This is a genomic window from Erwinia tasmaniensis Et1/99 (genome assembly GCF_000026185.1).
Lineage (GTDB): Bacteria > Pseudomonadota > Gammaproteobacteria > Enterobacterales > Enterobacteriaceae > Erwinia > Erwinia tasmaniensis.
Genome location: NC_010694.1, coordinates 2,576,797 through 2,600,254 on the forward strand (window position 1 = coordinate 2,576,797; position 23,458 = coordinate 2,600,254).

Sequence of the window (23,458 nt, forward strand, 5' to 3'; positions counted from 1 at the left end):
ATCGGAACTTGAAATACAGTATTTTATTAAAGAATTGGGCAAGTTGAATACAGGGAGCCGTGTAAAAAAAATCTATTTTTAAGACTACCGATGGGTCGGATATTTTTATGTTAGAAAAGTATAAAGACAGGTTTACCCATAAAAATAAAAAGCTCATTTTACAGCGACCCGTATTTTAGGAAAAATATCTCGGGGAGTAGTTAGAGTCATGAACTATTTTGAAATCGCTGGAAAACATTTTACGAATATTATGCAGAGAGTGTGGATCGCTGGAAAACCTTTCAAAATAGCTTTGTAATGTTTCGGGTGGTATGCCAAAAATAGTCACTTTTCCATGAAAAGCTTTCACCGGCAACCCCGTTATTTGATGCATGTCGTACCCTAATGCTGACTTAAAATAACGCGAGTCTCCTGAATGACAGGCAATCAATCGTATTGAAGCATAGTCATCATATTTTATTCCACCGCTATTATTTAATAGGTCGTCTAAGCTTTTAGAGCTCATCCTACCAACCTCTCGAATTTTACCTGACTTGTCTATTCGTGTTTCAATCAAAGCCGTTTTTTTTCCATGGGAATAAATATTCAATCTCGGCTTCTGTTTGTAACTATCGGTAAAGACACTAACACCTCGCCCCAAGTAGTTTATCCCCGAAAGTTTCTTTCTATTTTTGTTAACAGGTAAAGTACGAATTTTTTTTAAACTTCTGTTTAAATCAAAAATCCGGTTAAGATTTTTTGACAATGGAAGCTTAAATATTTTATGCATACTGAATAAAGACAACCCCATATCTAAAACTGTGTAGATACCATGAACAACCAAGCCTGAATTGTCATGGTTTTTTATATCAAATATTGTCATTGCTCCTCCGACGATCTGCATTATCGATACAGCACTCATCAAAACTGACGACATTGCAATAGAGAAACCGAGTGTGATAATTCCAGTTGCAATAGACATCACTGCCCCGGTATAGACAATACGCCGCCATGACTCCCAGGTTATGTAACCCGTACTATCATTGCTATTTACCGGGTTGTTGTTACAGAATATATATGGATTTATATTGCCACCATCAAAGGGTGACAAACTATCCGGAGTGGTAAAACGCATAGTATAAGGGTCGTATAATCTTGGCCCTAAAAGATAACTACCATTTTCACCATCATATAAACAGCCATTTAGGCCCGGCTGCATCTCTTTTTCTTCAGTCGATCCATATACACCAACAGATGAGTATGTACTGCTTACATACTTGCCATTCCAATATCTAATAGTGTAAATTGGTGATCCTGAATCGTTCGTTAAAATAGTGCTGTTAATGCTATGATCATCCGTCTTTTGCACTATTTTCTTAGCCGCCCCATATAAAGAGTAGATTTTCTTGTATTTGCTTTGATCCTTGAAATCGATCAGGTTCACGATTTCATCGCCATAGCCTCGATGTGTAAAGACTTCTTCTTTCTTTGCTTTATCAGCTACTGACTTTCTAAAGAATATTTTTTCCGATGCGCCATAACGATAAACTATATTCTGGCTCTCTGGCCTGGTATTTGTCCCTGAGGTAGTATTTCTTACTGATGACAAATTGAAAAAAATATTGTAATAAAAGTCCACATTCAGCTTTGTTGAAAAGTCAGCATTTACTCTCTTTGTGTATGTTTTGTTAATCAAAAAGCCGAGGCTATTAAACTCATTTTGAGTGATATCAAGAGTGCTTTCATTCTGGACCCAACTCAATAAAAAAGGGTTATTTTCCTTATAGTGGAATGACAGGCGAACTTTACTCCCATCCGTGTGGGCAGTATCGGTGTAAGAGATATTTCCTACCTCATCGTATGAATAGCCTATAGATTTTATCGCTTTTTTACCCTCACCTTTTATAGCTGAAGTGCCGTTACATTCATAAAAGCTTATCCGATTCATAATGTCATAGTTAAAGTACTCTTTCCTGACTTCTATTTTTTTATCTTTTTTGTACTGCTCTATGATTCTGGATTTTATTAAGTTATTATTATAATAATTTGAGTAAATTGAAAATATGACATCCGGGTTATTTATAAACTTTTCACCATTTCCCCTCTCAAAAAAAAGAGAGACTCTGCGTGTTTTCTCCCGGCTGAATTCGTCATAAACATATTCAATTACAGATTTACTATCAGCATCACATTCACTTATCTGACTTATCCTACTAAATATATCGTACGAGATCTCCGTTATCGTTTCCCCTGATCTCATTTCTTTTATTCTTCCAAAGCCATCACGTAAATATAAATATTCGGCATTCGTCTCATCAATAATTTTATAGATACCTTCGTTGTTATAATTATCTATCTGCCTGTACAACAAATCAATAACTCTGCCATCGTGAATAAACTTGGTTTTTATAGTGACGCTGTTTTCCTTCACATTCTCGTTAATTTTTTCAATATATATATCACGAGGCGTCACGAATTTAGACTCTATAAGGGACCCATCTAATTCCGAGTATTTGAATGTCTTAGAAAATTTATTTTTATTGTCAATAACAGATAATACGTTGTCCTGTAAGCCGTAATCATTCTTATAGATATGACTGGTGCCATCTGTAAAAAAGGTCATGTCTGGAAGAGGATAGTGTAGTGAGTAGGTATATTTGGTTATTACACCATACGATTTACTTTCAATCAGCCGATTTAATTCGTCAAAAGATTGAGTCCCAATATCTAATTCATTCCCATCTGACGACCTGAATACTAATTTTTCTATAAGATGATCATCTGAATATTTATTATATTCTTTGATTATCTCTGAATCGTCAGGGAAGTGTATTTTGTTAATTCTATCAAAAAGGTCGTACTCATATTGTGTTATATTACCGATTTCATCATGATATTTTACCATCCTGCCACAAAAGTCCCGTTCAATCGTAACCTGTAAATATTCTCCGTTCAGAAAAAATCGCCTGTAGCTTATCGGCTCATTATTTTTATCAAAAGTAATCAATGTTTCATTTATAATCTCATTCCCGTATGCTAACCAGTGTGCTTTAGTTCTATTAATAACATCTGTCACAATATTTTCTTCAACACCGTCGTTATGCTTTATCGACTTTATATATCCCCAGTCGTCATAAGAATAGATGCTTATATAGCTAAACCTTTCATCTTTTCCATATGAAAAATGCTCTTCATAATCAAGCCTGGAAAGATCATCATATTTATATGCATGCAGTATTTTTTCCCGCTCACCTTCAATTTTACTCATGGCGACAGATTGTAACCTGCCCAGACCATCATATCTTTCATAAATAGACCTATTATGTAAATCAGTTGTCTTTTTCTCATAAACAAAACCTCCGATTGCGTTATCTATTTTATATTCATACTTATATTCGAATACTTTTGACTTCACCTTATCATGAATATTAGATATTATTTTTTCACTAAGCACTCTTCCCACTTTATCTTTTTTATACTCGCACTTTCTATTTAAGCTATCAATAGAACTTTTGAGCAGTCCTGTAACGACATCCCAAACTATTACCTCATTGATGACTAAGCCCTTAACTTCCGTTTTTATATATAAGATCAACTCACTGTTATAGTATTCTCCAGACCAGTTTAAATTTTTCACAATAAGCTTATCAAATAATTGAATAGATAATGACTTTAGTTTTCCAATCTGAGCCTTACGAGAAATAAGCTTAAAATATTCAAATGAAGTAGATTTGATGAGTATATTATTAATTCGTGTTTCTTCCCTCACAGGAACTAACTTATAGGTTGAGATCTTTTCGTTCTTTCCAAGAGGGCTATCAGGACTTAAAAATAACTCGTATTCATATTCCTTAATGATATTATTACCTGGGCTTTTAAGATACATTATCTCGATTGATTTCATCAAACTCATCCCGTTCGGGATGTCGACTACTTTACCGGAATTATTCACTTTATATATATATGTAAAAAAAATTGTTATATCATTATCTATCTGTCTCGTCAGATTCCCTCTTTCGTCATATGACATATTAGCCACTTCATGCCTCTGGTTATTTTTAACAATTGCTTTATCTGTTGATATTTTATTTATTTCAGTAATACATTGATAATTGCATGGTTGTTGTGATAACGCTTTACCTTCATCACAGTTTTCGTAAGTATAAACGACTTCAGTTATTGCTAATCCCATTTCTGTAGTTTCAGCGACCAATAAATGGAACTTGTTATAGTTCCTGTGGATTATTTTAATAACTCTGAATTTCAAATCCATATACTCTTCTATAGAAGAGTAGCGCATGTCGTTTTGGGAAAGATTAAAGGTATACTGTGTAACAATTTTTTTAGCTGCGCTATCAGGATAAGGAGTGATAAAATATCGCCTTACCTTATATAATTTCAGGTCTCCAACTAAGTGTGAGTTAAATTTATCTCTGGCTCTTATATACTCAACCCTGTCTTTTCTTCCGCATGGATAGTCTATTTCGATCAACAGCCTCCCTTTACCCTGTTTATTCGAGTATTTGAAATCCCAACAATATTTACCGCTGTTGTCGAACCCATAGTTTCTAATCAGGAAAAGGAGATTTTTTTTATTTTTCCTTAAAAGCACATCATATCCATAACTCTCATCCTCGAAGACACGAATTTTTCTCTCACTTTCATCAATTTTCGTAAAAACCAAAAGATATTTGTTTTTACCTACGTCAGAATTTTTTTCCATCACCGCTTGTAAGTACGGAATGCCGTCTGAGTAATCCCAACGCATAATTATTTCGCTTATTATCCCATGATAGATAACAGTTGGAACGAAACAGTCTTGTGTTATACCCTGTAAGTCTCTATTTTCAAGTTTTTCTACTACACCATCCATATGTTTTATATAATATATACATCGTATATTTGGAAGGCTATTTATCCTTACTTTGGTAAAAGTGAAGCTTTCGAAATTATAATCAATCAGTACAGGCTGTTTATCTTCACTGTCATTCAGAATACTGTAAACCTGCCCGGATGAAAGGGTCAGTATTTTTTTCTTTTCATCGTAGCGTGACAAATTATCCGTAAAGCCATAGCCATATCCCTGATCGGCGTATATCGCTTTTGAATTATAGTTCAGAACAAACGAAAACTTGGCCTCTGAAATAACGGAGCTATAGTCAAAAATAGTGGTAGCATGATTAAACACCCCATTTCTGGGATCGACGCCAGACATGCAGGCACTAATAAAATTATCTTGCTGTATGTTAATATTGATGTTTTCATTTTTTTTTGTAATATCTTCCATCTGCTTGCTCCAGTAAAACAGTTTGCTGGGTAGCTTTGGTAATGAACTTACTGGCTTATATAGCCTTTATAGTAAATACGCCTTGCCGGGCTCCGTTGTCAACAAATAAATAATATTAAAACTGATTGTTTATAAAAAAAACACTAAACATATTTCAAGGTGCAGTTCCATTTATCATCACTTCTCCCTTCTTTGTTCCAAGTAGGCATAAACACCGCCAGATAAACCCATTTATTACATCATGTGCTGAATCATATTTCCCTGTCCACACGGTTGGCACCTCTTTTTTTTTGAATAACCACGTATTGATAATTAAATTTAAATCAACGCAAAAGGGGCGACTTTGGTTCAGGAAGGATATTATAAACCCCTTAGAATGTGTATTGACGCACATTACGTGAATATTTCAGTCTACTAAAAAAGGAAAGACGAAGGTTTAATTGGAATTGATGAGAAAAAACCGAAATTTTATTGCTAAATACTTAATGAACCGGCCTGACTATTTGCGGATGGCGATCCGTAATCTTCAGGGTGCCATTAACGATGCCAGCATAGGATTTGCTAAGTTTTTTTATCTGCTCAGGTTGATATTGACACAATGTCGTGCAGCGTTGAGTCCGGGATATATTATCTGCGCCCGATACGTCTGATGATTGACGTACCGGACGCTTGAATATACACCGTTAGCGATTACTTACGCCGGCTATTAACCGCCAGAGCCAGCTGCCGCAGTACGGCTTCAGTATCTTCCCAACCGATACAACCGTCGGTTACGCTCATGCCGTAAACAAGTTCTTCTCCGCTCTCAAGGCTCTGGTTGCCTTCGACCAAATGGCTTTCAATCATAACGCCGATAATCGCCTGCTCACCTTCAGCAATCTGCTGCGCGACATTATCAGCAACGGTAAGCTGTTTTTTAAACTGCTTACTGCTGTTTGCATGACTGAAATCGATCATCACCTGCGTCGGAAGCCCTGCTTTCTGCAGGCCGGTTTTCACCTCACTGACATGATGCGCACTGTAGTTTGGCTCTTTACCTCCGCGCAGAATGATGTGGCAGTCCGAGTTTCCACTGGTTTCGACGATGGCAGAATGACCGTATTTCGTCACCGACAGGAAGCAGTGCGGCGCGTTGGCTGCTCCGATCGCATCGATGGCTACCTTGATGGTTCCATCAGTGCCGTTTTTGAACCCTACAGGGCATGACAGGCCGGAAGATAGCTCGCGATGTACCTGCGACTCGGTAGTACGCGCGCCAATAGCGCCCCAGCTCATCAGATCGGCTACGTACTGCGGCGTGATCATGTCAAGAAATTCGCCGGCAGTCGGCAGGCCGATGTCGTTAATCTCTACCAGCAGCTGACGGGCGATGCGCAGACCGTCGTTAATGTCGAAACTGCCATCCATATGCGGATCGTTGATTAGCCCCTTCCAACCTACGGTAGTACGCGGTTTTTCAAAATAAACACGCATCACCACCTCAAGTGAATCCTTCAGCTCTTCACGCAGGACCTGAAGGCGGCTGGCGTACTCTTTCGCCGCGACGCTATCGTGGATTGAGCATGGGCCAATGACTACAAGTAGCCTGTCGTCTTGTTTTTGTAAGATCTGATGGATAGACTGACGGGCTGAGGAGACTGTTGCAGCCGCCTTTTCCGTGGCAGGAAATTTCTCGAAAAGAGCAACCGGAGGAAGTAATTCCTTTATCTCTTTGATTCTTAAGTCATCGTTCTGATAATTCATAATATTCCCAGATAATTATATAGCCTTACTGCACGCCTGGCGCATCCCTTCCAATTTATCGCGCCTCCCCTGCCCTGTAAATCCGCTTGAGCATTATAATATGGTTGGGAGGTTTGATTTCTCCAGGATGCTGTCTACACTTTCAAGGCCAATACATTTAAGCGGCGCGTCACTTTTACGATTTTCTCAGGTGCAAATTGTTCTCTGCAAATGGGCAAATTGGGTTAACTCATCGATAGAGTTTGTCAGACAGTTTTCAATACTAAACGGAGCAGAATGATGAAAAAATTTGCAATTGTATTGCTGACAGCAGCAATGACCTTGGGTAGCGGAGCAGTTATGGCAGCAAGCGGTAACGGTTCAGCTAATGCTGCAGCAGACGCCGGTGCGATAGCCCCTGGTGCGAAGAGTAACCTTGCGCCTAACCGAGTTGATAATAGTAAAATCAACACTGAGAGCAGCAGCACGCCTCACCATAAGAAAAAGCATCATGGTGCCAGCGACGCGCAGAAAAATACTCAGTGTAAAGAGGCTAAATGCACCAGCACTAAATAGGTGCCTAAGCGGATACTCAAGCTCGCGGTATCTGCACATTTTCCTTAGTGACTTAAATCGATCATCAAGGGAGAGCCACGGTTCTCCCTTTTTTTATTTTGATACCCCTCCCCCGAACCCACGTCAACTGGACGCAAGCTGGATATCACACCGGTTCAACGAAATTGTCTGACTTGATTTCGCGGTATCTGCGCGCTGCGGCATAAATTTAGCGGAATGTAGAGCCAGGTTTCGTTTTATTGATATCATTGAAGCAAAGTTTGTTCACCAGGCGGAAAAATTATGGCTCACAATCATTCTGAGCAGAATGCTAATCGTACGCGCCTCCTGGCAGCGTTTGCCGTTACGGCCGTGTTTATGCTGGCAGAAGTGGCTGGCGGCCTGCTTTCAGGCTCACTGGCGCTGCTGGCGGATGCCGGGCATATGCTAACCGATGCCGCAGCCCTACTGATTGCACTGCTGGCAACCCAGTTCGCACGCCGCAAGCCGAGCGGTCATCATTCTTTCGGACTGCTGCGCTTAACGACGCTGGCTGCGTTTGTCAACGCTATCGCCCTGCTGGGGATCACCGTGCTGATCGTCTGGGAGGCACTGCAACGTTTCTGGCATCCACAGCCGGTCGCAGGCAGCATGATGCTGATCGTGGCGGTAGGTGGCCTGCTGGCAAATATGTTCTCTTTTTGGCTACTGCATCACGGTAGCGGCGAGAAAAATCTCAACGTTCGTGCCGCGGCGCTCCATGTACTGGGCGATCTGCTCGGTTCCGTCGGCGCTATTGTCGCCGCGCTGGTTATTCTGTTTACCGGATGGACTCCAATAGACCCGCTACTTTCCATTCTGGTGTCAGTCCTGGTATTACGAAGTGGCTGGAGGCTGATTAAAGAGAGTGGCCATGAGCTTCTGGAAGGGGCACCTCAGCACATCGACGTTGCCCGGCTAAAACGTGCGCTGGTTCTCAACATTCCTGAGGTGCGCAATGTACATCATGTGCATTTGTGGCAGGTTGGGGAAAAGCCGCTGATCACGCTTCATGTCCAGGTGATACCACCACGCGATCATGATGCCCTGTTACAGCATATTCATGATTACCTGCATCATCATTATCAGATTGAACACGCAACGGTGCAAATGGAGTATCAGCGCTGTGGATCTGACCATTGCGACAATGAGTGGATTCAGTCAGATAACGGCAGCCATCACCATTGATCCCGCTGTTCCGCCCGGCGCAGAACCGCCGTTGTCCGGGCGAAAAAGCGGAGATATTCTAACGTTGTTGGCCGGCGCGTTTAATCCATAGCCATGAGCCGTTGAGCGCAATTAACGTCAGTAGGACATACTCCAGCGCCATGGCGTAGACGCCCTGGCGCGCGAAGATTGTCACGCTAATGAGGTTAATAGCTACCCACAACAGCCAGTTTTCTACGTATTTACGCGTCATCAAAATCATTGCGGCAATAGAGAGCACCATCATGCACGAGTCCCAGAACGGGAAAGCATCAGGCTGTAGATCCGGCATGCCGACATTTAGCCCCAGTGATTGCATAAGCATCACCGCAGCCCGCGTCAGGAAAGCAAAGACAGGGTCGATATAGCGCGTCAACAGCACAATCGCCACCACAATGGCGGCGATCCAGCCGTATCGCTGCCTGCGGGGCAGCCAGCGAATGTTTAACGCCTGCTGGTGCTGGCTGTTCTGCCGGCTCCATGCGTACCAGCCATAAATGTTTGCTACAAAGAAAAACAGCTGTAGCAGCAGGCTGGCGTATAGCTGGATCTGGAAAAAGATTGCGGCAAATAGCGTGACGTTGATCAGGCCAAAAGCGTAGTTGACGATCTTCTCAAGGCTGGCCAACCAGATACACAACAGACCGGCGATAGTTCCGGTTGCCTCAATCCATGACAGATCGTATCCGCCCGCCCCGATTGGAATATGAAACAAAATATTCGACGTGCTGAAAAAATCCATATTGTCCCCATTATCCTGTCATTAGTCTCAGGCGTTGCCCCTGACCTTAAGCTTGAGATCTTTAGCAAAGGTTAGCATACGGTTGAGCGGGATCAATGCCCCTTCTCGTAGCGCATCGTTAATCAGAATCTCATGTTCACTGCCTCCCTGCTCCAGTCCATCTGCAATGGCTTTAAGACCGTTCATCGCCATCCAGGGACAGTGGGCACAGCTGCGACAGGTTGCCCCCTCCCCAGCGGTGGGGGCTTCAAGCAGCTCTTTGTCGGGGCAGGCCTGCTGCATCTTGTAGAAGATCCCGCGATCGGTCGCCACTATCATCTGCCTGTGTGGCAACGTTTGTGCTGCCTGGATCAGCTGGCTGGTCGATCCTACCGCATCGGCCAAATCGACGATCGCCTGTGGCGATTCGGGGTGCACCAGCACGGCGGCTTCAGGGTAGAGCAACTTCATACGTTGCAGCGCCTGGGTTTTAAACTCATCGTGGACGATGCAGGCCGACTGCCAGCACAAGATATCAGCTGAAGTTTGTCGCTGAACATACTGGCCGAGATGGCGGTCAGGCGCCCAAATAATTTTTTCGCCCAGGCTGTCGAGGTGCTCGATCAGTTCCACGGCAATGCTGGATGTCACCACCCAGTCAGCACGCGCCTTCACCGCCGCAGAGGTGTTTGCGTATACCACCACCGTACGGTCGGGGTGCGCATCGCAAAACCGGCTAAATTCGTCGATGGGGCAACCGAGGTCAAGAGAGCATTCCGCCTGTAGCGTTGGCATCAGAATTGTTTTTTCGGGGCTGAGGATTTTGGCTGTTTCCCCCATAAAACGCACTCCGGCGACAAGTAGTGTCGCGGCGGAATGCTGACTGCCAAAACGTGCCATTTCAAGCGAATCAGCGACACAGCCGCCGGTCTCCTCCGCCAATGCCTGAATGTCGGGATCGGTGTAATAGTGAGCCACCATGACCGCATCACGCTCTTGCAACAGGCGTTTGATCTTCGTACGGTAAGCCAGTTTCTCATCGCTGGATAAGCGGATGGGTTTAGCAGGGAAAGGATAGACCGCAGCATCGACATCGAACATCAGGCTCATAAAACCACTCTCGTTTTTTTAACTTAACTCAATCAGCATGGAATGTGCTTTAAAAGCCCACGCCGCGGCAAATTTGTTTTATATACTAAACAAGATAGCGAAATTATCGCCTGCTGTCGCGGGGTTTCTTATACCCGCTGCGGGAACTGTGATCGGGGTTAAAACCTTTGTTACACCCGCAGCTGTCCAGCTTCCAGTCGCAGTAAAAAGGCTTTATTGGCCAGCCCTCCGGCAAATCCGGTTAACTTTCCGTTGCTGCCGATCACCCGATGACAGGGTGCGAAAATGGGCAAAGGATTGCGCCCGTTTGCCGCCCCAACGGCACGCACCGCGGCAGAATGACCAATTTGCTGGGCAATCTGCCTGTAGCTACGTGTTTCGCCAAAGGGGATGGCAATCAGTGCATTCCAGACTTTTTTTTGAAAATCCGTCCCAATAAACGTCAGTGGCAGCGCAAACTGCTGGCGCTTGCCGTCAAAATATTCGCCCAGCTGCCGCTCTGCCTCTATCAGGATCATGTGGTGCTGGTCCTCCTCGCGCGGATAAAAACGCGCGGTCGACGGCTCGTCATTTTCCCACCGCACGGCGATAAGACTGTTTTCAGCCGCGATAAGCGTGAGCTCTCCCGTCGGGGAGTGCATTTTTTTATAACTGAAAGCCACGTCTCTTCTCCTTAACGATCTTCATCAGCAGTGATTATGCCTTTTCTGTCATCTATCACTGGCCGTTTGCGGACACAGGGATAGAATAGTCTGATGTCCGAATGCGGCGCGAAAGCCGCGGATTTAAGGTTTAACCTGCGATGAACTCATTTGAACAGGGCCACATCATGATCGATCCCGTTTCCGCTTATCGCGCGCTCACTTCGCGTGATGCACGTTTCGATGGTGTATTTTACGTTGGCGTGACCTCTACCTCTATATATTGTCGTCCGGTTTGCCCTGTAAAAGCGCCTCGCGCGGAAAACTGCCTGTTTTTCGCCACGGCAGAAGCTGCAGAAAAGGCCTCTTTTCGCCCCTGCCTACGCTGTCGCCCGGAGTTAGCACCCGGCAATGCTCCGGTGGATAGCGGCCAGCGCATCGCCGAGCGGCTGGTACAACGCATTGATGAAGGGCTGGCCGAACAGGCTGAAAGTCTGGATGATATCGCTGCAGAATTTCATCTTAGCCTCCGTCAGCTGCGACGCATCGTTAAGAGGGAGCTGGGTGTATCACCGCAAGAGCTGCGCCAGACACGGCGGTTGCTGCTGGCAAAACAGTTACTCACTGAAACCCAGCTGCCGGTGACCCATATTGCCTATGCCAGTGGATTTGCCAGCCTGCGCCGTTTTAACGCCGTGTTCAGCGGTCATTACCGCATGTCCCCCTCATCTTTGCGTAAAACGAGCGCCGGGCAGGATGGCGTGCTGAATAGCACCGACACATCAAGATTGTTATTGAGCTACCGTCCGCCCTATGACTGGCAGGCGATGCTGAACTTTCTGCGACAGCGCGCGCTGTCCGGCGTTGAATATGTTGATGAGAACAGCTATGCCCGCACCGTGCGTCTGGGGGCTCACGCCGGATGGATCCGGGTCACTCAAATAGAGATGAAAAATGTACTGCGGGTAGAGTTTACCCACTCACTGACGCCGGTATTGTCACTTCTGCTACGCAGATTGCGCAATCTGTTTGACCTCAACGCTCGCCCGGACCTGATTGCACAGCAGCTCGGCCAGGATCCTCTATTATGCTCTTCTCTGGCTGCGCATCCCGGACTTCGCGTACCCGGCGCTTTCGACGGTTTTGAGATGGCGGTAAGAGCGATCCTCGGCCAGCAAATTACCGTAAAGGCCGCCGCCACGCTCGCAGGCCGTTTTGCGAAGACTTTTGGTGATGAGATCGCTACGCCTTTCGATCGTCTATCACACCTTTCACCAACGGCGGAAAGCGTTGCACAATGCACAGTCGATCGGGTTAGCGGCCTGGGGATTATCAGCTCACGCAGCCGCTGCGTCCTTGCTCTGGCAGAGCGCTGCGCGCTGAGAGCGCCAGACCTTGATGCGGTCAGCCAGCCGGAGAGAAGTATTGAGCAGCTGCTAAAAATCCCGGGGATCGGTGACTGGACGGCGCAGTACATTGCCATGCGTGCGCTACGCTGGCCGGATGCCTTCCCGGCAGGGGATCTGGTGGTGCGTAATAATCTGGGCAGGATAAGTGCAAAGCTGGCCCGGGCACGATCTGTTGCATGGAGTCCATGGCGCAGCTACGCGGTAATGCACATCTGGCTGGCAACAAATTAGGTCAAAAATCCTACGCATAGCAAAAAGGCACCTTTAGGGTGCCTTTTTACATTGATGGGTCGTGCAGGATGACTTCGACTGCGCCTCGCCCTGCGGGTCGTTGCCGCTGGCAACGCTGTCTTGCTGCGCTCGACTCGACCTGCTGCAGGTTCGAACCCTGCCCGAATTGCGCATAGCAAAAAGGCACCTTTAGGGTGCTTTTCTACATTGGTGGGTCGTGCAGGATGACTTCGGCTGCGCCTCGCCCTCTGGGTCGTTGCCACTGGCAACGCTGTCTTGCTGCGCTCGACTCGACCTGCTGCAGGTTCGAACCCTGCCCGAATTGCGCATAGCAAAAAGGCACCTTTAGGGTGCCTTTCTACATTGGTGGGTCGTGCAGGATTCGAACCTGCGACCAATTGATTAAAAGTCAACTGCTCTACCAACTGAGCTAACGACCCGATATGGTGGGTGATGACGGGCTCGAACCGCCGACCCCCTCCGTGTAAAGGAGATGCTCTACCAACTGAGCTAATCACCCATATCGAAACTGCTTATCAAACGCTTTGCAATAATCGGTGCGACACAATCATTCGACCCGGCAGGCTCAAACCCTGCACGGTTCACACCGCGTACTGCTTTGAAAATTGGTGGGTCGTGCAGGATGACTTCGGCTGCGCCTTGCCCTCTGGGCCGTTGCCGCTGGCAACGTTGTCTCACTGCGTTCGACTCGACCTGCTGCAGGTTCGAACCCTGCACGGTTCGCACCGCGTACTGCTTTGGAAATTGGTGGGTCGTGCAGGATTCGAACCTGCGACCAATTGATTAAAAGTCAACTGCTCTACCAACTGAGCTAACGACCCGATATGGTGGGTGATGACGGGCTCGAACCGCCGACCCCCTCCGTGTAAAGGAGATGCTCTACCAACTGAGCTAATCACCCATATCGAAACTGCTTATCAAACGCTTTGCAATAATCGGTGCGACACAATCATTCGACCCGGCAGGTTCAAACCCTGCACGGTTCACACCGCGTACTGCTTTGAAAATTGGTGGGTCGTGCAGGATGACTTCGGCTGCGCCTCGCCCTCTGGGCCGTTGCCGCTGGCAACGTTGTCTCACTGCGTTCAACTCGAACCTGCTGCAGGTTCAAACCCTGCACGGTCAACACCGCGTACTGCTTTGAAAATTGGTGGGTCGTGCAGGATTCGAACCTGCGACCAATTGATTAAAAGTCAACTGCTCTACCAACTGAGCTAACGACCCGAAATTCGGTAAATCTTTAAGGTAGTGGGTGATGCAGTATGAATCTGCTTCGCCTCGCCCTGTAGGTAGTTACCTTTGGCAACGTTGTCTCGCTTTCGCTCGGCTTGACCTACTGTGGGTTTGAACCCTGCACGGTTGACACCGCGTACTACTTTAAAGTGGTCGGTCTTGCAGGATGACATCGGCTGCGCCTCGCCCTCTGGGCCGTTGCCGCTGGCAACGTTGTCTCACTGCGTTCGACTCGACCTGCTGCAGGTTCGAACCCTGCACGGTTGACACCGCGTATTACTTTAAAGTGGTGGGTCGTGCAGGATTCGAACCTGCGACCAATTGATTAAAAGTCAACTGCTCTACCAACTGAGCTAACGACCCACTTTTATGCTGCTGATGGCGCTGTACTTATCCCCCGGCAACGGCGGCATATATTACTGATTTGAATTTCCAGCGCAACCACTATTTCAATACTTACGGCTCAACTGCTTAGCTTTCATGCGGTAAGAGCATAATTCAGGCAAAATCACGCTATTTAACCGGTTTAAAGCGTTGCGGCTCGCTTCTCAGACAGTTTCGCGGCTTCGCTATTTGGGTACAGCTTTATGACCTGCTGATAAACCGCTTTCGCCTTCGCCTTATCACCCTTCTCCTGCATGATCACCCCAACCTTGAACAGGGCATCCGCGCTTTTGGGTGACTTAGGATAATTTTTTACCACGGTAGCGAAATAATACGCCGCGTCGTCTTTTTTGCCTTTGTTGTAATTCAGCTGTCCCAGCCAATAGTTAGCATTAGGCTGGAAGGTTGAATCCGGATATTTTTTAACAAAAGCCTGAAAAGCCGAAATGGCACTATCGTATTGTTTCTTCTCCAGCACCAACGCAACCGCAGCGTTATAGTCGGTATTGGCGTCACCGCTCTGAACAGGGGTAGACGCTGCGGCATTATTGCTAGCTGCTTTGCTGTCAGCACTGTTATCTGCTGCGGCACCGTCGGGTGCAGTTGCGGTTTTATCCGCGTTTCCCGTCGTTGTCGCACCAGCACTGCTGCTCAAACTGTCGATCTGCTGATAAATGCTTTTCTGGCGTTCCACCACCTGATTCAGCTGATAGCTGTTTTCCTGGATCTGACCACGCAAAGAGTCAATATCATTTTGCGTTTCGGAAAGCTGCTGCTGAAGCTGCTGGAGGAGTTGAGCCTGAGCGTTCGAAATACGCTCAAGGGTAGTGACACGGTCTTCAACCGAGCCGGAGCCAACGCTACTGATTGATGCCTGGGCATTAGCGGCCCAGGGGGCCGCTACGCCAATCAGTAACGACAGACTCAGAAGATGAGTTCTGAAGCTACTAATCATGTGACTCTCTTAGTATACCAGTACGGCACGACGGTTTTTAGCATACGCTGACTCGTCGTGGCCCAGCACTGCAGGTTTTTCTTTACCGTAAGAAACGATAGAGATCTGGTCTTCAGCCACGCCTTTACCCTGCAGGTACATTTTGACCGCTGAAGAGCGACGCTCGCCCAGGGCGATGTTGTACTCTGGCGTTCCACGCTCATCCGCATGACCTTCTACAGTCACCTTGTAAGACGGGTTGCTACGCAGGAAGGTTGCGTGCGCGTCCAGCATCTGAGCAAAATCAGACTGGATGTCGTACTTGTCCAGGCCGAAATAAACGATGTTGTTTTTCTGCAGTTCCTGCATCTGCAGGCGTGCCTGCTCATCAGAAGACATGTTGCCACTGTTCATGCCGCCGTTGGCAGAACCGTCCAAGCCCATTCCATTAGTCTGGTCATTGTTGTTGTTTTTGTGAGAGCTACATGCCGCTACTGCGATAACTGGCAGTGCCAGCATTAAGCCTTTCAGCACTTTATTCAGTTGCATTTTTTTATTCCTATTATAGTTTGCCATACATATTTACACATGCATCACAGATACGGCGACCAGGCAGGAAATTTTACCTGTCCATCAGTTGCCGGAAGACGCGCTTTGAAACGCCCATCCGTCGAAACCAACTGCAATACAGAACCCATGCCCTGGGTAGAGCTATAGATTACCATTGTGCCGTTAGGTGCGAGACTTGGCGTCTCATCCAGGAACGTGTCCGTTAGTTTTTGAACGGCTCCCGTTACCAGATCTTGTCGTGCGACGTGTTGTGCGCCGCTGTTGGTGCTAATCATCACCATTGATTTGCCATCAGAGCTAACGTCCGCATCCTGGTTTTGTGCGCCTTCCCAGGTAATGCGTTGGGCAGTGCCGCCGTTAACGCCGATTTTATAAATTTGTGGTCTGCCTGCCTGGTCCGAAGTATAAGCCAGGCTCTGGCTGTCCGGGAACCAGGTCGGTTCTGTGCTGTTGTAACGGCCGTCGGTAATTTGGCTAATTTGTCCAGAACCAATATCCATGACGTAGATATTCAGGCTACCGGTTTTAGACAATGCAAACGCCAGCTTGCTGCCATCCGGTGAAAATGACGGTGCCCCGTTATGACGAGGGAAGGAGGCGACCTGCCTGATTGCCCCGTTAGCCAGAGTCTGGATAACCAACGCGGATTTACCGCTTTCAAAGGTCACGTAAGCAACCTTGCTACCGTCCGGCGACCAGGCTGGAGACATCAGCGGCTGCGGCGAGCGGTGTACCACAAACTGGTTGTAACCATCATAATCAGAAACGCGGAGTTCGTACGGGAACTGACCGCCGTTAGTCTGCACAACATAGGCGATACGGGTACGGAATGCACCTTTAATTGCCGTCAGCTTTTCGAAGCTCTCATCGCTGGCGCTGTGCGCCGCATAGCGCAGCCACTGTTTGGTGACTTTGAACTGGTTCTGAGCCAGCACAGCCCCTGGATTTCCCGATGTGTCGACCAGCTGATAAGAAACCGTATAGCTGCCGTCAGCCCCTGGCTGAACCTGCCCGACAACAACCGCATCAATGCCCAACGCGGTCCAGGCAGCAGGCTGAACTTCCGCGACAGAAGTAGGCTGCTGGGGTAAACGAGCACGATCGATTGGATTGAATTTGCCACTGTTACGCAAGTCCGCAGCAACGATCCCACCAATATCTTCCGGCGCGGCACCTGGGCCGTCCCATTTGAATGGCACCACGCCAATAGGACGAGCGGTATTCACACCCTGAGTAATTTCAATGCGTACTTCTGCATGCGCAACCGCAACAAACAGCATTAAAACGCTCAGCGCAACACGAAATGCCTGCTTCATTATTTCTCCCTTATCTGGATATAGCACCCACGATAATTAGCTATTTAACAACTATCTTAAGAGTACGAACTGTTTAACATAGTTCAACAGGCCGGCAGTTTGCAAAATCTTATGGTTTAAACCCTAGCGTAGCCTCTTTTACCGCCTGCCATACTTCCTGGCTCGGTGGTTTCGGCATCTTCGCCATACGTGCCGCATTGATTGCTGCCTGGCACAGTGCTGCATCCCCCCCTGCCGCATTAGCAGAAATGAGCAGCCCGTCCGGAGCCAACTTTATGTGTACGTCACAAGTCTTGCCTGCAAAGGTATCAGAGTCGTAAAACTTACTTTGGATCGCGCCTTTTACCTGCCCCAGATAACTGTTAATTTCGGCACCCGATGCGCCAGCCTTCTTCTGCTGCCCCTGCCCTGCGGCACCGCCTCCGCCGGCTGCTTTGCCCGACTTAGGTGCGTTTTTTCCCGCGGTGAGATCGCCCAGAAGGTCACCGACGTCGCCAGATTCTTTCGCCGCCTCAGCAGCCGCTTTCTTTTTCGCATCCGCTGCGGCCTTCGCCTTCGCGGCTGCGTCAGCTTTTGCCTTTGCGGCGGCGGCAGCTTTTTCTTTTGCTTCTTCCGCCGCTTGCGCTTTGGCCTCGGCAGCGGCCTGCTCTTTCGCTTCCAGAGCCGCTTTCGCCTCTGCCGCCGCTTTGGCTTTCGCTTCGGTAGCCGCTTTTGCTTTGGCAGCCTGCGCGGCGGCCTGTTTAGCTTCCGCTTCAGCCTGTTTTTTAGCGTCAGCCGCTGCTTGCTTAGCTTCTTCTACCGCTTTTTTCTGGGCATCAGCCGCTGCTTTTTTAGCTTCTTCCGCCGCCTGTTTCTGCGCATCCGCAGCCGCTTTTTTAGCTTCTTCCGCCGCCTGTTTCTGTGCATCCGCAGCCGCTTTTTTAGCTTCTTCCGCCGCCTGTTTCTGCGCCTCTGCTGCGGCTTGTTTAGCTTCTTCTGCCGACTTTTTCTGCGCCTCTGCTGCGGCCTGCTTTGCCTCTTCCGCCGCCTGTTTCTGTTCAGCAGCCTGCTGCTTCGCCTCTTCCTGAGCCTGAAGACGCTCTTTCTCAATCTGTTTTAGCCGCTGCTGTTCTGCGGCCTGCTTCTGCTGCAACTCTTGCGCCTGCATTTTCGCCTGCTTATCGCGCTGTTGCTCGGCTCGCTGGCTGTCGCTCTGCTGATTTTGTTGACGATTGTACTGCTCTACTACTGCGCCAGGATCAACCATAACGGCATCGATATCACTGCCGCCACCGCCGCCACTGGCATCCATATTTTCGTCAAACGAGCTCCATACCAGCAGCGCAATCAATATGAGATGCAGGATCACTGATAGGGTTATGGCACGTTTTAGCTTATCGTTTTGCTCGGTTGCCTTCGACACTGTCGGTTCCCAAAAACGGTTCGAATGAATTAAATCGGCTGCGTCATCAATCCAACAGACTTAACGCCTGCCTGATGCAGCAAATTCAGCGCCTTGATGATTTCCTCATAAGGGACCTCTTTGGCTCCGCCAATCAGGAATACCGTCTTCGGATTAGCCGTCAGGCGGCTTCGCGCTTCGGCAACCACCTGCTCCGCAGGCAGCTGCTCCATCCGGTCATGATCGACGACCAGACTGTATTGCCCAACGCCTGCAACTTCCACAATCACCGGTGGATTATCATTACTGGAAACGGTTTTAGAGTCTGTTGCGTCGGGTAAATCAACCTCAACACTCTGGGTGATAATCGGCGCTGTTGCCATAAATATCAGCAACAGTACCAGCAGCACGTCCAACAGCGGAACAATATTGATCTCGGACTTGACTTCGCGGCGACCGCGACCACGTCTTCTGGCCATACTCACCTCCGACTTACTTGCTTACGTCGCTAGAAAACGCCTGACGATGCAGGATAGCCGTGAACTCTTCCATAAAGTTATCGTAGTTCTGTTCCAGCTTATTCACGCGCAGAGTGAGTCTGTTATAAGCCATAACCGCAGGGATAGCCGCAAACAGACCGATTGCAGTGGCGATCAGCGCTTCGGCGATCCCCGGAGCAACCATCTGTAACGTGGCCTGCTTAACCGCGCCCAGCGCGATAAACGCGTGCATAATCCCCCACACCGTACCAAACAGACCAATATAGGGGCTGATGGAACCCACGGTGCCGAGGAAAGGAATATGGTTTTCCAACGTTTCCAGCTCACGGTTCATGGAAATACGCATTGCGCGGGTCGCCCCTTCCACCACCGCTTCAGGAGCATGATTGTTAGCACGATGCAGGCGGGCAAACTCTTTAAAGCCCGCATAGAAAATCTGCTCCGAGCCGCCCAACTCATCACGACGCACCTGGCTTTCCTGATAAAGACGCGACAGCTCCATACCGGACCAGAACTTATCTTCGAATGCGTCTGCATCACGCACGGCCGCGTTGAGGATACGGGTACGTTGAATGATCACTGCCCAAGAAGCGATGGAAAATCCGATCAAAATCAACATAATAAGTTTGACCAGAAGGCTCGCCTTCAGAAACAGGTCAAGAATGTTCATGTCAGTCACTGCTTGAACTCCGCGACAATAGACTTGGGAAGCGCTATCGGCTTCATTAGATGTGGATTGATGCAGGCGATCAGAACCTCTGCCTCATTAAGCACACGACCTTCCGCATTCACGATGCGTTGTGCAAATGTCATCGTGGTTCTGCTTATGGCAACAACCTCACTTTGCACTTCAAGTAGCTCATCAAGACGAGCAGCGGCCAGATAATCGACCGTGATCCGCCGCACGACAAAGCCCACCTGAAGTTCAAGCAGAGCCTGCTGGCTGAAATGGTACTGGCGAAGCATTTCAGTGCGTGCCCGCTCATAAAAAGCGACATAGCTGGCATGGTAAACCACACCACCGGCGTCAGTGTCTTCATAGTAAACACGTACCGGCCATCGAAACAGCGTTGTACTCACTCTACATCCCGATATTGCTAAACGTTGGTCAGGAAAACGTTGCTACTATACGCAAGAGCATACGCCTTGGGAATGGATTGCCAGAGGGGAGTGAAAATAATTATTACGCGCTGATGACTTCGTAAAATTTAGCATATTTGTTAAACAAAAATTAACAAAAAGCCCGGTCAGTTTGGGAGACAGGGGCCCGGGATGGGCCCCTTTTATGCTTGCCAGAGACGCGAAGCGCCCCTCACCATCAGGATTTTTCGTTACTGCCGCTCTGCGCTTCCGCCTGCTCCAGCGCCAGAGCCGTAATAATTCCGCAGCCGCACGCCAGCAACGTGCCAAGAACCCAGGCAAAATACCACATAATGACGCTCCTTTTTCAGTAGAGGGAATGGCTGTTATTTTCAATGTGCTCTTTCGTCAAACGACCAAACATCTTGTAATAGCACCAGGTTGTGTAAGCCAGGATTATCGGCACAAAAATCAGCGCTGCCACGGTCATCACTTTTAACGTCAGCAGGGTCGATGTCGCATCCCACATGGTCAGACTCATCGCGGGGGAAAGGCTGGAGGGCATGACAAACGGAAACATTGCCACGCCCGCGGTCAGGATCACGCAAGCTAGCGTCAACGAAGAAAAAATAAAGGCGGCGGCCCCTTTTCCATATCGTGAACATATCAGGGTAAACACCGGCAGCACGATCCCCAACGCAGGAATTGCCCAAAGAGCCGGTGCGGTATTGAAGTTCAACAGCCAGGCTCCGGCCTGACGCACAACGCCTTTCACCAACGGGTTGGATGGCGCGTTATGATCCAATACTGACGTCAATACATAACCATCGATCCCGTACATCACCCAGATCCCCGCCAGCGCAAAGCACAACATCATGACCAGCGCCGTTATCTGCGCGGTCTTACAGGCGCGCTGATGCAGTTCACCCACGGTCCGCATTTGCAGGTAGGTTGCCCCCTGGGTCAGGATCATCGTCACACTCACGATGCCTGCCAGCAGCCCAAACGGATTTAATAGCTGAAAGAAGTTGCCGATGTAGAACAAACGCAGATCGCTATCAATGTGGAAAGGCACCCCTTGCAGCAGATTGCCAAAGGCAACGCCAATCACCAGCGGTGGGACAAAGCTGCCAATAAAAATGCCCCAGTCCCACAAAGTACGCCAGCGCATGTCTTCAATTTTCGAACGATAGTCAAAGCCGACTGGACGAAAGAACAGTGCGGCCAGCACCAGGATCATCGCCACATAGAAACCAGAAAAGGCAGCGGCATAGACCATCGGCCAGGCGGCAAACAGAGCCCCGCCAGCGGTGATCAACCACACCTGGTTACCATCCCAGTGCGGAGCGATGCTGTTGATCATAATGCGGCGTTCGGTATCGGTACGCCCGAGAATGCGTGTCAGCATCCCTACGCCCATATCAAAGCCGTCAGCAACGGCAAAGCCAATCAGCAAAATGCCAATTAATAGCCACCAGATAAAACGCATCAGTTCATAAGTTAACATTTGCAGGCTCCTGTCTTAGCGCAATGACGGTGTGGCCGGGCTGGAAAGCTCGTGGTGATAACGTCCTGTTTTCAAGCTGCTCGGCCCCAGACGCGCGAATTTGATCATCAAATACATTTCGGCCACCAGGAACAGCGTATACAGGCCGCAAATCAACCCCATCGAAAAGAGTAAGTCACCCACCGTGAGTGAGGAGTTCGCCACCGCCGTTGGCAGAACTTCGCCAATCGCCCACGGCTGGCGGCCGTATTCAGCAACAAACCATCCTGCTTCAATCGCAATCCACGGCAACGGAATGCCAAATAGCGCACACTTCAACAGCAGCGGACGCTGGCCAATGCGGTTACGGATCACCGACCAGAATGACAGGGTGATAATCAGCAGCATCAGCGCCCCACATCCCACCATAATGCGGAAGGAGAAATAGAGTGGAGCCACGCGCGGGATAGAGTCTTTTGTCGCTTGTCGTATCTGGTCCTCACTGGCAGCGGCCACATCAGGGAGATAACGTTTCAACAGCAGTCCGTAACCAAGATCCTGTTTCGATGCGTTGAACGCGGCACGTACGGATGCGTCCTGATTTCCGCTGCGTAACTCCTGCAACAGCGTCCAGGCCTTGATGCCGTTACGGATGCGCACCTCATGTTCTTCCATCAGCTGTTTAAGGCCGATAACCTGCCTGTCTGTAGAACGCGTTGCCACCAGGCCAAGCGCCCAGGGGATCTGTACCGCATAGTGATTTTGCTGTGCATCCTGGTCAGGCAAACCGAACAGGGTGAAGGCGGCGGGCGCTGGCTGGGTTTCCCACTCGGCTTCTATCGCGGCGAGTTTCGTCTTTTGTACGTCCCCCACTTCGTAGCCGGATTCATCGCCCAGCACGATCACCGAGAGGATCGCAGCCATACCAAAACTGGCGGCAATAGCAAACGAACGTTTAGCAAAAGCCGTATCGCGGCCGCGCAGCAGATAATAAGCACTGATACCCAGAACAAACATTGCGCCACAGGTATAACCGGCGGCCACGGTATGGACAAATTTCACCTGAGCAACCGGATTCAGTACCAGTTCGGAGAAGCTGACCATCTCCATACGCATCGTTTCGAAGTTAAATTCGGACGCCACCGGGTTCTGCATCCAGCCGTTGGCGACCAGGATCCATAATGCTGAAAGGTTAGAGCCGAGGGCGACCAGCCAGGTGACCGCCAAATGCTGTACTTTACCCAGCCTGTCCCAGCCGAAAAAGAACAGCCCGACAAAGGTGGATTCCAGGAAAAATGCCATCAAACCTTCAATGGCTAACGGGGCGCCAAATATATCCCCAACGTAATGCGAATAATAAGACCAGTTTGTGCCAAACTGGAACTCCATGGTGAGTCCGGTCGCCACGCCTAAGGCAAAGTTAATACCAAACAACTTGCCCCAAAACTTGGTCATGTCTTTATAAATTTGCTTACCTGACAAGACGTATACGGTTTCCATGATGGCTAATAAAAATGCCATACCCAGCGTTAAAGGCACAAACAGGAAATGATACATCGCTGTTAATGCAAACTGTAAACGCGACAGTTCGACAATATCCAACATTCTAACTCCTTGCTTAGCAAGTGGGTGTTGTCAGAATTTATGCTGAGT

The 23,458-nt window shown here is 48.3% G+C and carries 18 protein-coding genes, 6 tRNA genes and 5 other RNA genes; 3 read left to right on the forward strand and 26 right to left on the reverse strand.

What is annotated here, in order from left to right:
• Positions 1 to 175: 175 nt before the first annotated feature.
• Positions 176 to 5,266, reverse strand: a complete 5,091-nt coding sequence (locus tag ETA_RS12530; protein ID WP_012441998.1) for an RHS repeat-associated core domain-containing protein — start codon at positions 5,264 to 5,266, stop codon at positions 176 to 178.
• A gap of 690 nt (positions 5,267 to 5,956) precedes the next feature.
• On the reverse strand, positions 5,957 to 7,009 hold the full coding sequence (gene aroG, locus ETA_RS12540) for a 3-deoxy-7-phosphoheptulonate synthase AroG (RefSeq protein ID WP_012441999.1): 1,053 nt from the start codon (positions 7,007 to 7,009) through the stop codon (positions 5,957 to 5,959).
• A 276-nt stretch (positions 7,010 to 7,285) separates the two neighbouring features.
• On the opposite strand from aroG, the gene ETA_RS12545 reads away from it, so the two are divergent.
• Together ETA_RS12545 and zitB are read left to right on the forward strand one after the other, a co-directional pair.
• Positions 7,286 to 7,564, forward strand: coding sequence for a protein YbgS (locus ETA_RS12545; protein ID WP_083772846.1), 279 nt, complete (start codon positions 7,286 to 7,288; stop codon positions 7,562 to 7,564).
• Positions 7,565 to 7,846: 282 nt separating this feature from the next.
• Positions 7,847 to 8,770, forward strand: coding sequence for a CDF family zinc transporter ZitB (gene zitB, locus ETA_RS12550; RefSeq protein WP_012442001.1), 924 nt, complete (start codon positions 7,847 to 7,849; stop codon positions 8,768 to 8,770).
• A 58-nt stretch (positions 8,771 to 8,828) separates the two neighbouring features.
• On the opposite strand, the gene pnuC is transcribed toward zitB, so the two are convergent.
• The 3 genes from pnuC to ETA_RS12565 all read right to left on the reverse strand — a co-directional run bounded on the left by pnuC (position 8,829) and on the right by ETA_RS12565 (position 11,281).
• Positions 8,829 to 9,530, reverse strand: a complete 702-nt coding sequence (gene pnuC, locus ETA_RS12555) for a nicotinamide riboside transporter PnuC (RefSeq protein ID WP_012442002.1) — start codon at positions 9,528 to 9,530, stop codon at positions 8,829 to 8,831.
• 27 nt (positions 9,531 to 9,557) lie between these two features.
• Positions 9,558 to 10,619 carry a quinolinate synthase NadA gene (gene nadA / locus ETA_RS12560; protein ID WP_012442003.1) on the reverse strand — a complete coding sequence of 354 codons (1,062 nt, stop codon included), beginning with the start codon at positions 10,617 to 10,619 and terminating at the stop codon, positions 9,558 to 9,560.
• A gap of 170 nt (positions 10,620 to 10,789) precedes the next feature.
• The gene (locus ETA_RS12565; protein ID WP_012442004.1) at positions 10,790 to 11,281 is read right to left on the reverse strand and encodes a methylated-DNA--[protein]-cysteine S-methyltransferase; all 492 of its coding nucleotides are present in this window, start codon (positions 11,279 to 11,281) and stop codon (positions 10,790 to 10,792) included.
• A 167-nt stretch (positions 11,282 to 11,448) separates the two neighbouring features.
• On the opposite strand from ETA_RS12565, the gene ETA_RS12570 reads away from it, so the two are divergent.
• On the forward strand, positions 11,449 to 12,900 hold the full coding sequence (locus ETA_RS12570) for a DNA-3-methyladenine glycosylase 2 (protein WP_012442005.1): 1,452 nt from the start codon (positions 11,449 to 11,451) through the stop codon (positions 12,898 to 12,900).
• Between the two features lie 52 nt (positions 12,901 to 12,952).
• Here the strand turns inward: ETA_RS12570 and ETA_RS18855 are convergent.
• From ETA_RS18855 to cydA, 21 genes are all read right to left on the reverse strand, one after another.
• Positions 12,953 to 13,077, reverse strand: a non-coding RNA gene (locus ETA_RS18855) — RtT sRNA.
• A 31-nt stretch (positions 13,078 to 13,108) separates the two neighbouring features.
• Positions 13,109 to 13,233, reverse strand: a non-coding RNA gene (locus ETA_RS18860) — RtT sRNA.
• 31 nt (positions 13,234 to 13,264) lie between these two features.
• Positions 13,265 to 13,340, reverse strand: a tRNA-Lys gene (locus tag ETA_RS12575).
• Positions 13,341 to 13,344: 4 nt separating this feature from the next.
• A tRNA-Val gene (locus ETA_RS12580) sits at positions 13,345 to 13,420 on the reverse strand.
• Between the two features lie 107 nt (positions 13,421 to 13,527).
• Positions 13,528 to 13,652: non-coding RNA, RtT sRNA (locus ETA_RS18865), on the reverse strand.
• Between the two features lie 14 nt (positions 13,653 to 13,666).
• A tRNA-Lys gene (locus tag ETA_RS12585) sits at positions 13,667 to 13,742 on the reverse strand.
• 4 nt (positions 13,743 to 13,746) lie between these two features.
• Positions 13,747 to 13,822 (reverse strand) — tRNA-Val (locus ETA_RS12590).
• A gap of 107 nt (positions 13,823 to 13,929) precedes the next feature.
• Positions 13,930 to 14,055: non-coding RNA, RtT sRNA (locus tag ETA_RS18870), on the reverse strand.
• 14 nt (positions 14,056 to 14,069) lie between these two features.
• Positions 14,070 to 14,145: transfer RNA gene (locus ETA_RS12595), tRNA-Lys, on the reverse strand.
• Positions 14,146 to 14,304: 159 nt separating this feature from the next.
• Positions 14,305 to 14,429, reverse strand: a non-coding RNA gene (locus ETA_RS18875) — RtT sRNA.
• Positions 14,430 to 14,441: 12 nt separating this feature from the next.
• A tRNA-Lys gene (locus tag ETA_RS12600) sits at positions 14,442 to 14,517 on the reverse strand.
• A gap of 163 nt (positions 14,518 to 14,680) precedes the next feature.
• A complete protein-coding gene (cpoB, locus tag ETA_RS12605; protein ID WP_012442006.1) occupies positions 14,681 to 15,493 on the reverse strand; it encodes a cell division protein CpoB in 813 nt (270 codons plus the stop codon).
• 9 nt (positions 15,494 to 15,502) lie between these two features.
• Positions 15,503 to 16,021, reverse strand: coding sequence for a peptidoglycan-associated lipoprotein Pal (gene pal, locus ETA_RS12610; RefSeq protein WP_012442007.1), 519 nt, complete (start codon positions 16,019 to 16,021; stop codon positions 15,503 to 15,505).
• Between the two features lie 44 nt (positions 16,022 to 16,065).
• On the reverse strand, positions 16,066 to 17,358 hold the full coding sequence (gene tolB / locus ETA_RS12615; protein WP_012442008.1) for a Tol-Pal system beta propeller repeat protein TolB: 1,293 nt from the start codon (positions 17,356 to 17,358) through the stop codon (positions 16,066 to 16,068).
• Positions 17,359 to 17,467: 109 nt separating this feature from the next.
• The gene (gene tolA, locus ETA_RS12620; protein ID WP_012442009.1) at positions 17,468 to 18,760 is read right to left on the reverse strand and encodes a cell envelope integrity protein TolA; all 1,293 of its coding nucleotides are present in this window, start codon (positions 18,758 to 18,760) and stop codon (positions 17,468 to 17,470) included.
• A 29-nt stretch (positions 18,761 to 18,789) separates the two neighbouring features.
• Entirely contained in the window at positions 18,790 to 19,218 is a 429-nt protein-coding gene (tolR, locus tag ETA_RS12625) for a colicin uptake protein TolR (protein ID WP_012442010.1), read from the reverse strand.
• Between the two features lie 13 nt (positions 19,219 to 19,231).
• Complete coding sequence (tolQ, locus tag ETA_RS12630) at positions 19,232 to 19,918, reverse strand: Tol-Pal system protein TolQ (RefSeq protein WP_012442011.1); 687 nt, start codon at positions 19,916 to 19,918, stop codon at positions 19,232 to 19,234.
• A complete protein-coding gene (gene ybgC / locus ETA_RS12635) occupies positions 19,915 to 20,319 on the reverse strand; it encodes a tol-pal system-associated acyl-CoA thioesterase (protein ID WP_012442012.1) in 405 nt (134 codons plus the stop codon). The genes tolQ and ybgC overlap by 4 nt, the downstream gene beginning before the upstream one ends.
• Positions 20,320 to 20,557: 238 nt before the next feature.
• Positions 20,558 to 20,671: a cytochrome bd-I oxidase subunit CydX gene (cydX, locus tag ETA_RS18880; RefSeq protein WP_012442013.1), complete on the reverse strand. Its 114-nt coding sequence runs from the start codon at positions 20,669 to 20,671 to the stop codon at positions 20,558 to 20,560.
• A gap of 15 nt (positions 20,672 to 20,686) precedes the next feature.
• Positions 20,687 to 21,826 carry a cytochrome d ubiquinol oxidase subunit II gene (gene cydB, locus ETA_RS12640; protein WP_012442014.1) on the reverse strand — a complete coding sequence of 380 codons (1,140 nt, stop codon included), beginning with the start codon at positions 21,824 to 21,826 and terminating at the stop codon, positions 20,687 to 20,689.
• Between the two features lie 15 nt (positions 21,827 to 21,841).
• Entirely contained in the window at positions 21,842 to 23,410 is a 1,569-nt protein-coding gene (cydA, locus tag ETA_RS12645) for a cytochrome ubiquinol oxidase subunit I (RefSeq protein WP_012442015.1), read from the reverse strand.
• Positions 23,411 to 23,458: the final 48 nt, after the last annotated feature.